The 6,155-nt window shown below is 59.4% G+C and carries 8 protein-coding genes; 3 read left to right on the top strand and 5 right to left on the bottom strand.

Going from position 1 to position 6,155, the window contains the following annotated elements:
* Nucleotides 1–249: 249 nt before the first annotated feature.
* Both ppa and Q7L05_RS16715 read left to right on the top strand, forming a co-directional pair.
* Nucleotides 250–798, top strand: a complete 549-nt coding sequence (gene ppa / locus Q7L05_RS16720; RefSeq protein ID WP_303909344.1) for an inorganic diphosphatase — start codon at nucleotides 250–252, stop codon at nucleotides 796–798.
* Between the two features lie 170 nt (nucleotides 799–968).
* Entirely contained in the window at nucleotides 969–1,484 is a 516-nt protein-coding gene (locus Q7L05_RS16715) for a metallophosphoesterase family protein (protein ID WP_303909342.1), read from the top strand.
* 241 nt (nucleotides 1,485–1,725) lie between these two features.
* Here the strand turns inward: Q7L05_RS16715 and Q7L05_RS16710 are convergent, their stop codons facing one another.
* The 3 genes from Q7L05_RS16710 to Q7L05_RS16700 all read right to left on the bottom strand — a co-directional run bounded on the left by Q7L05_RS16710 (nucleotide 1,726) and on the right by Q7L05_RS16700 (nucleotide 3,279).
* Nucleotides 1,726–2,124 (bottom strand): TraR/DksA family transcriptional regulator, encoded by a 399-nt coding sequence (locus tag Q7L05_RS16710; RefSeq protein WP_303909340.1) that lies wholly within the window; start codon nucleotides 2,122–2,124, stop codon nucleotides 1,726–1,728.
* Between the two features lie 467 nt (nucleotides 2,125–2,591).
* Nucleotides 2,592–3,041, bottom strand: coding sequence for a molybdenum cofactor biosynthesis protein MoaE (locus Q7L05_RS16705; RefSeq protein WP_317623151.1), 450 nt, complete (start codon nucleotides 3,039–3,041; stop codon nucleotides 2,592–2,594).
* A 4-nt stretch (nucleotides 3,042–3,045) separates the two neighbouring features.
* Nucleotides 3,046–3,279, bottom strand: coding sequence for a MoaD/ThiS family protein (locus tag Q7L05_RS16700; RefSeq protein WP_092995452.1), 234 nt, complete (start codon nucleotides 3,277–3,279; stop codon nucleotides 3,046–3,048).
* A 415-nt stretch (nucleotides 3,280–3,694) separates the two neighbouring features.
* Between Q7L05_RS16700 and moaC the strand changes: the two genes are divergently transcribed.
* A complete protein-coding gene (moaC, locus tag Q7L05_RS16695) occupies nucleotides 3,695–4,168 on the top strand; it encodes a cyclic pyranopterin monophosphate synthase MoaC (protein WP_303909336.1) in 474 nt (157 codons plus the stop codon).
* Nucleotides 4,169–4,486: 318 nt separating this feature from the next.
* On the opposite strand, the gene Q7L05_RS16690 is transcribed toward moaC, so the two are convergent.
* A complete protein-coding gene (locus tag Q7L05_RS16690) occupies nucleotides 4,487–5,479 on the bottom strand; it encodes a DUF2333 family protein (protein WP_317623152.1) in 993 nt (330 codons plus the stop codon).
* A 126-nt stretch (nucleotides 5,480–5,605) separates the two neighbouring features.
* Nucleotides 5,606–5,878 (bottom strand): GIY-YIG nuclease family protein, encoded by a 273-nt coding sequence (locus Q7L05_RS16685; protein WP_303909335.1) that lies wholly within the window; start codon nucleotides 5,876–5,878, stop codon nucleotides 5,606–5,608.
* Nucleotides 5,879–6,155 lie beyond the last annotated feature (277 nt).

Below are 6,155 nucleotides of genomic sequence, written 5' to 3'. Positions count from 1 at the left end.
CCCCCTTCCCCCTTCACTCTTCCCTCGTCCCTCTGCCCTCTTCCCTCTTCCCCCTTCCCCCTCCCCTCTTCCCCCCTCCCCCTCCCACCCCCCCTCCCCTCGCCCCTCGCCCCCCGCCACTAGCCCCTCGCCACTCGCCACTCGCCACTCCCCACTCGCCACTCCCCACTCGCCCCTCCCCACTAGCCACCAGCCACTAGCCCTTTTATACTGTGCCGTTTTCTTATAGGGCACTAAGAGAGGCTTATCGTGAATCTCGACCGCGTCGACGCCGGGAAAGACGTTCCCAACGAAATCAACGTCATCATCGAAATCCCTTCCCACAGCGATCCGGTAAAGTACGAGGTCGACAAGGAGACCGGCGCCATGTTCGTCGACCGGTTTATGAATACCGCCATGCACTATCCCTGCAACTACGGCTATGTCCCGCGCACCTTGTCCAAAGATGGTGACCCGGTCGACGTGTTGGTCGTCAGCCCCGTCCCGCTCATTCCCGGTTCCGTGATCCTCTGCCGGCCGGTGGGTGTGTTGAAGATGACCGACGAATCCGGTGATGATGCCAAGATTCTGGCCGTGCCTGTGGACAGACTCTGCCGGTTATACCGGAGCGCACGGAACATCGATGATATGTCGCCGGTCCTGCTGGATCAGGTCGCCCATTTCTTCGAGCACTACAAAGACCTTGATGAGGGCAAATGGGTCCGTGTGGAGGGCTGGGGCGATATCGATGCGGCCAAGGAAGAGCTCCTCTCCAGTGTCAGGATGTACCGAGAGGCGCCGGAGAAGCCGCACTTCTGAGAGAAATCATTCAACGCAGAGGCGCGGAGAGCCGTCATGTACCCTCTGCGCCTCTGCAGTGAAAGTCGTCTTCGGTCTCTTCCTGCCGCGAGTGTTCAGTGAAGTTACGGCCGGGTTTGGCTAAGATAGGCGGCCTTTCTTTGCGACCTTAGCGTCTTTGCGGTTAGCTGATGAAAATCTGTATAGTTTCCGACAGCCACGACAACCGTCCCTTTCTGAAAGCGGCGGTTGAGGAAGCCAAGTCCCTCGGGGCGGAGGCGGTGCTGCACTGCGGCGATGTGGTGGCGCCCACGGCCTTGCGGCCGCTCCAGGCCGCGGGATTGCCAGTGCACGTGATTCATGGCAATAACGAGGGCGATACCTATGCCATGTTCATGCTGGCACAGGAGCCCGGAAGTGTCATTTTCTACCATGGCATGGATGCAGGACTGGAGCTGGGCGGCCGGCATATCTTTCTGGTGCACTTTCCGCATTATGCCCAGGCACTGGCGACGACAGGTGACTGGGACGTCGTCTGCTGCGGCCATGACCACCGTCCGGCGGTCACAGCGGTGGAGAACATCAAGGGAAAAACCAGCTGGATGATAAACCCCGGCACGGTCGCCGGAGTGGGCCCCCGGGCCACCTACATCATGGGCGATCTGGAGACCCTGGAATTCGAAATCCGCGACGTTCCGGGCGTTTGAACGGATAGCTCACCCGGTTCACTCGGCGCCTCCGGGTGCAGATCCTTTTGCGGCGGCTGGCGTGTGCTTAGCCTGGAAAATTCACGAACTCACCGCAAAACGCCAAGAACGCCAAGAATTCAATCGCTTATCGGCATGCATCACCGAAAAACAGCGGAAACGGCAGAACCGCAGCGATAATGCAATATGCTTTATCATCAAAGCTTTGCGTCCTTTGCGTCTTTGCGGTGAATAATCCGGGTTAGAGCGAAGGCCGATGGCGGCGCTCGCGGTAGAGCTTCTCGTAAATCTCCTGATCCTCGATGCAGCGGATAGCCGTCGGATAGGCATCAAGGCGCTCGAAGGGGATTTCGATCCCGCACTCGTCACAAATCCCGTAAGTCCCTTCGTTCATGCGCTCCAGGGCAATCTCTACGTGGCGCAGGTCCCGAAGATAGTTGTCAACAATGGAGTTATTGACGTCGGAGAGCAGATCCGCCACCGACTCTTCGCCCGGATCATGCACCTGGCCCGCCAAGTCGCTGTAACGCTCTCTGTCCGCCCTCAGCAACTCTTCGCGGATCTGGTCCCTTAGCTGCTGATGGCGCTCCTGAAGCCGGTGACGGAGTGCACGACGCTGCTCTTCACTCAGGTGGTCCATCAGCTGTCCCTCTCACATCGAAAATCCCACTCTTAAAGGATAGGGGACAGGTGCGATTCGACAACCGAAAAGTTCAATTGCATCTCACCGCAAAGGCACACCAGCGCCAACAGAAAGGGGCGATTGCACCGCGGAGACGCAGAGTGCACAGAGAAAAAAAGCGGGGCGCATCCGTACTGCACCTTGGAAACCGAACCGATCAATTGCATTCGGACTGAGCCAGTCGTAATTCCCGGCTCTGCCATTTTGAGGGCCGACGTAATTGCCTGCGAACTCTGCGCCTCTGCGGTGCGGAATTTGCTTTCTAACTGAATGTTTCATGAATCCGCGTGATGATCGCGCAGGATATTGGCCGCACAAGGGATTTTCTGACGGAGTGCCGTATCCGGGAACACGGTCGAGGGAAGGAAATTCCTTGTGCGGCCAAGAGACAAGCGAGGGCGCGTGGATTTCATGAAATGTTCGGGCTAATAACCGGCGGTGTTCTTCTCGACCCAGCGCGCACTGCCGTCGGTGAGGGTCTCCTTCTTCCAGAACGGCGCCTTCGACTTGAGGTCCTCCATGATGAAGCGGCACGCCTCGAAGGCGTCTTTGCGGTGTTCCGACCAGACCGCGACCAGCACGATCGGCTCGGCGGGCAGGATCTCGCCGACGCGATGGACCACGAGAGTGTCGAGCAGTTCCCAGCGCTTTCCGGCTTCGGCGCAGATCCGTTCCAGATGGGTTTCGGTCATGCCGGGATAGTGCTCGAGGTGCATGGCGATCACATCCGAGGCTTCATTGAAGTCACGCATGGTCCCGACAAAGACACCGGCCGCACCGATACGGCCCTTCAGCTCCGCCGTTGCCTGCTCGTGACTGGCCAACTCTTCCCAGGGCGACAGTGTGTCGTTATGGATCTCCACTCGGACTCGCACGAGATCAACCTCCGGTCACCGGCGGGAAGAAGGCGACTTCATCGCCGCTTTTCACCTCCCGGTTCGGGTCGGTGTACTCCATGTTGACCGCTACCAGCACGTTGGGCGGCATCGGCTTGCCTCCAGCCGCAGCCAACCAGACGTCGGCCGCGGTAGCGACCTCGCCGATTTCCACCGAGGCGCCTTCGCAACCGACCTGCTCACGAAGACTGGCAAAGAATTTCACATCTACGGTCATGGTCTTTTTCCCGTTGGCGCAGCGACTACACGCTCGATGATATCAGTTTACCTGCGGATCTAACCGCAAAGACGCAAAGGGCGCAAAGGAAAACGGCGAATTGCAACGCAGAGGCGCAGGGGACGCGGAGGGGCATGGCGAAAAAAAATCGCCATAGGGATGGCCTCCTGCCTGCCCGAGGCTCCGTTCTTTTGCCGGATCCCGACCTTCGGGCGAACACGGCCAGGCCGGTCCAATTTTCACAACTTTTGTGACCCTTGCTCGCAGATCAAGCCGCCTACTTTAGAGCGGACGATGTAGGTGGATTTCACCCAGACAGAGCATGTGAGTGTGTCTTGAACGGATGATTTGCGCGGGTATCGACACGAGCCTATCATAACGCCGCGCCCACCAACGAACCCGGCCGGAGTCCCGCATGAGCGAACTGACCCACTTCAACAGTGACGGCAATGCCCACATGGTCGATGTCGGAAACAAGGCCGTTACCCGGCGGGTAGCAATCGCAGAGGGACGCATCCGCATGCAGCCGGAAACGCTGCAGCGGATCATCGCCGGCGGACACAAGAAGGGCGATGTGCTTGGCGTGGCCCGCATCGCCGGAATAATGGCCTCGAAGAAGACCGCCGATCTCATCCCGCTGTGTCATCCCCTGACTCTCAGCCGGGTCGACATCGATCTGGTGCCGGAGGAGGCGGACAGTGCCGTCTCCTGCATGGTCACGGTGGAAACCGCCGGTCAGACCGGGGTCGAGATGGAGGCACTGACGGCCGTTCAGGTGACCCTGCTGACCATCTACGATATGTGCAAGGCGGTCGACCGAGGCATGGAAATGGGGGAAGTCCGTCTGCTGGAGAAGCGCGGCGGGAAATCCGGACACTGGCGGCGCTAAGTACGTGTTCTAAATCGGGTCCATGCATGTGGAAGCGACGGAAGTCGCGAAACGCCGAATCGCGGCTTCCGCCGCTCCTACATGTATCTCGGTATGTCACCAAGGAGCGTGTTGGACACGATTTCGGAACAGCGATTTAGCCCGAACATCTTGTAATTTAACCGCAAAGCTTCCGCTCCTGCTCACGCCCCTCACCTACATCCATGTAGGCAAAGACGCCAAGAGCGCAAAGAAGTCAATGGCTTATCGAGGCACGCCAGGGTGCGTTTGCAATCAATTTCTTTGCGTCCTTTGCGTCTTTGCGGTGAGAAGTCCGAGCTATCCCCGCTCCAGCAGCGAGCGTAGATCAATGACCGCCGAGTTGGCCCGCGATACATAGGACGCCATCACCAGCGAGTGGTTGGCAAGGATACCGAAACCACTGCCGTTGAGAATCATCGGACTCCAGATGGCGTGCTGGCTCGCCTCCAACTCGCGGATGACCTGGCGTAGACTGGTCATGGCGTTCTTGTTACGCAGGATGCCGTTGAAATCCTGCTCAACCCCCCGCAGGAAGTGCACCAAAGCCCAAGTGGTACCGCGCGCCTGGTAGAAGACATCGTCGATTTCCAGCCAGGATGTCTTTACCTTGAGCTCACCGGGCCGGATCGTGGCATTCTCAGCACTCGACTCACCCGCGAGATCGGTATTGATGCGCGCCTGGCCGACGCTTGCCGACAGGCGTTGCGAAAGACTGCCCAGCCGCTTCTCCACCACCGCCAACCAGGCAACCAGATTGTCGGCACGGGCATAAAACTGTGAGTCCTGTTGGGATTCGTCGTTCAGACGCAACCGATAGCGGCGCAACGCCTCCACACCCTCGCGGTACTCGCTTTCGCTCGGCGGAAACATCCAGGACTCGGAATTCACATTGAACTGGGGCTCGGCAGTGGCAAGATCACGGTCTTCCACCGATTGTGATTGCGAGCGGCTCCAGTCGTTGCGCAGGGCGCGCGCCAGATCGCGCACCTGAACCAGTACGCCGTACTCCCAACTGGGGAGGTTATCCAGCAGTACGCCGGGAGGCATCACGTCATTGCTCAAGTAACCACCGGCCTTGTCCAATAGCGTCTCCGCGACCCGCTCGAGGGCCGCAACAGTGACATAACCGGTCACCACCGATCCGCCTTCCGCCTCGGCCATGGCCTCGGCGTTGGCCTCTACATCGAACCGATCGGGTTCAACGCTCCAGAACATACCCAAGACCAACCCCACGACGATCAACGCCAGCCCGATCAGGCCGGCGGCACCGGCTATACCCCGCGCGCGCAGCGACTCAGGACGGTAGAGATCCACCAAATGGAGAGCCTTTCGGCCCGTGCCGGCCAACCAGCCCTTTAACCGCTCAAAAATGGTGATTTCAGACAACCTCGATTCCTCGCACAGGAAAGTGACGCCCTACGATAACATCGGTATGGCTGCGGCGGCTCGAATAAGGGCCTCTTTTTGCGACCGTGACAAGCTTTTTATCGATGCCTCGCGTCGGCACGCCGCAGCGCGGTCGGCGGCGGCTTCCCGATAAACCAATTTCACCGGACGACGCCCGCGGGTATAGCGGGCCCCACGCGGGCCGCCGTTGTGTTCGGCCAGGCGCCGCTCCACGTCCCGCGCCACCCCGGTGTAGAGCGTGCCGTCGGCGCAGCAGATGATATAAACGTGCCAGTCAACCATGGACGCATGATACACCGGGGAAATTGCCCTGCGTCACCCGAATACGGATGCGTGGAGGGCGAACCGCATATTTTGAGAGCCCGCACCAAGCGTGCGACTTGCGTTCACCTGCACAATCGTGCTCTGCCGGAGAAAAACGGACAATCGCGTAGACTGACAGTTGTAGATACTTTGCGAGCACTGTCCGCCGCTCCGCTGCCCGGAATCAGTGATGAACGTTTAACCGTCATTGCGAGCCGTACCCCCTGCTGCGCAGGCCCGAATCGGTGACGAACCT

It is taken from the genome of Thiohalomonas denitrificans, from assembly GCF_016841685.1.
In the GTDB taxonomy this organism is placed as follows: Bacteria; Pseudomonadota; Gammaproteobacteria; order Thiohalomonadales; family Thiohalomonadaceae; genus Thiohalomonas; species Thiohalomonas denitrificans_A.
Note: the sequence above shows the minus strand (reverse complement) of the source record. Positions and strands in the feature narration are given on the sequence as shown.